Origin of the sequence: Stenotrophomonas sp. AS012628, from assembly GCF_010608305.1 — a bacterium.
Classification (GTDB): Bacteria; Pseudomonadota; Gammaproteobacteria; order Xanthomonadales; family Xanthomonadaceae; genus Stenotrophomonas; species Stenotrophomonas geniculata.
In genome coordinates, this window is the sequence record NZ_VMBJ01000097.1 from 1 (window position 1) to 1,428 (window position 1,428).

Below are 1,428 nucleotides of genomic sequence, written 5' to 3' on the forward strand. Positions count from 1 at the left end.
TGAAGTGACCCCCGAGACTTGGACGGGGTCAAGCGGCCGATTGGGCCTGCTCCCGGTACTTTACCGGGCTCAGGCCTTTCAGTTTCAGTTTGATGCGCTCTTCGTTGTAGTACTGGATGTATTCCACCAGCCCAGCCTCCAGACTCTCGATGCTGTCAAAGCTGTTCAGATAGAAGAACTCCGACTTCAGCGTCCCGAAAAAGCTCTCCATTGCCGCATTGTCCAAGCAGTTGCCACGCCGGGACATGCTTTGCTTCAACGAGTGCTTTTCCAGCATGTGCCGGTAGTTTTCATGCTGGTACTGCCAGCCCTGGTCAGAATGGATCATGGGGCGCTCATCCGGGGAAAGCTTGCTGATGGCCTCCTCCAGCATCTGACCCACCAGATCGAACACGGGCTGGCGCTTGATCTGATAAGCCACGATTTCACCGTTGTAGAGGTCCATGATCGGCGACAGGTACAGCTTCATGCCCTGCACCTTGAACTCGGTCACGTCAGTCACCCACTTCTGGTTGGGCCGCTCGGCCTGGAACTCACGATTGAGGTCATTGCCAACCACAATATTGGCCGCCCCCTTGAAGGCCCGATAGCGCTTCACGCGCACGCGCGATTTCAGGCCCATCTCCCCCATCAGGCGCTGTACCCGCTTGCGATTGGTCCGATGGCCCTGATTGGCCAATTCCAGCGTTACCGTGCGATAGCCATAGCGCCCTTGGCTTTGATCGTAGATTGCACGGATGCGCTCGCGCAGATCTGCCTCGTCCTGATCCGGATGGGCCAGGACATGGTTCTGGTAATAGAACGTACTGCGTGACAGCTCTGCCGCTTCGAGCAGAAGCGACAGCGTATGAACCTGCCTCAATCCTTGGATGGCTTGCGCTTTGCGTCTCGCGCCGCCTGCTCTTCCCGGATCAAGGCATCGAGTTTTTTTAGGTAGTCGGTCTCCGCGCGCAGATAGGCGACTTCCTTGAGCAGCTCATCGCGGCTCATATCCTCAGGTGGCTTGGACGAACGGGTCTTTTTCATCGGCTTTCGGGGCGGCGGCAGGGGCGGTGCCAACGCTTGGGCACCGCCCTGAGCATACAGGCGCCGCCACTGCCCCACTGCGCCGGCATCACCAATCTGAAAGTAGGTGGTGGCTTCGCGCCCGGACATGCCGTCCTGGCTCATCTTCTCCAGGACAGCCAGCTTGAACGCGAGGTCATAGGACCGGGCCTGGCGGTGAAACCCGCGCCAACCGTGCAGCCGATAGGTCGCCACCCAGCGCCTGACCGTGGAAAACTCCAGGCTGTGGCGACGAGCAACGGCTTTGACCGATGTGGAGGTCTTGCAGGCCTCTTTGGCGACCTGCAGTTTGAAACGCGCGTCGTATCTGTTCATGTATCCCTCGGGGTTGGATCTGGTGTCCAACTCCCGGGGGTCACTTCA

Annotated in this window: 1 protein-coding gene; it reads right to left on the bottom strand. The window is 59.0% G+C overall.

Translation table 11 applies throughout. The features are described 5' to 3' along the window. Nucleotides 1-28: 28 nt before the first annotated feature. A protein-coding gene (locus G5A07_RS21100; protein ID WP_099560046.1) for an IS3 family transposase occupies nt 29-1,380 on the bottom strand; the annotation gives its coding sequence in 2 pieces (ribosomal slippage) (nt 29-933 and nt 933-1,380; 1,353 coding nt in all). Between the last annotated feature and the right edge of the window lie 48 nt (nt 1,381-1,428).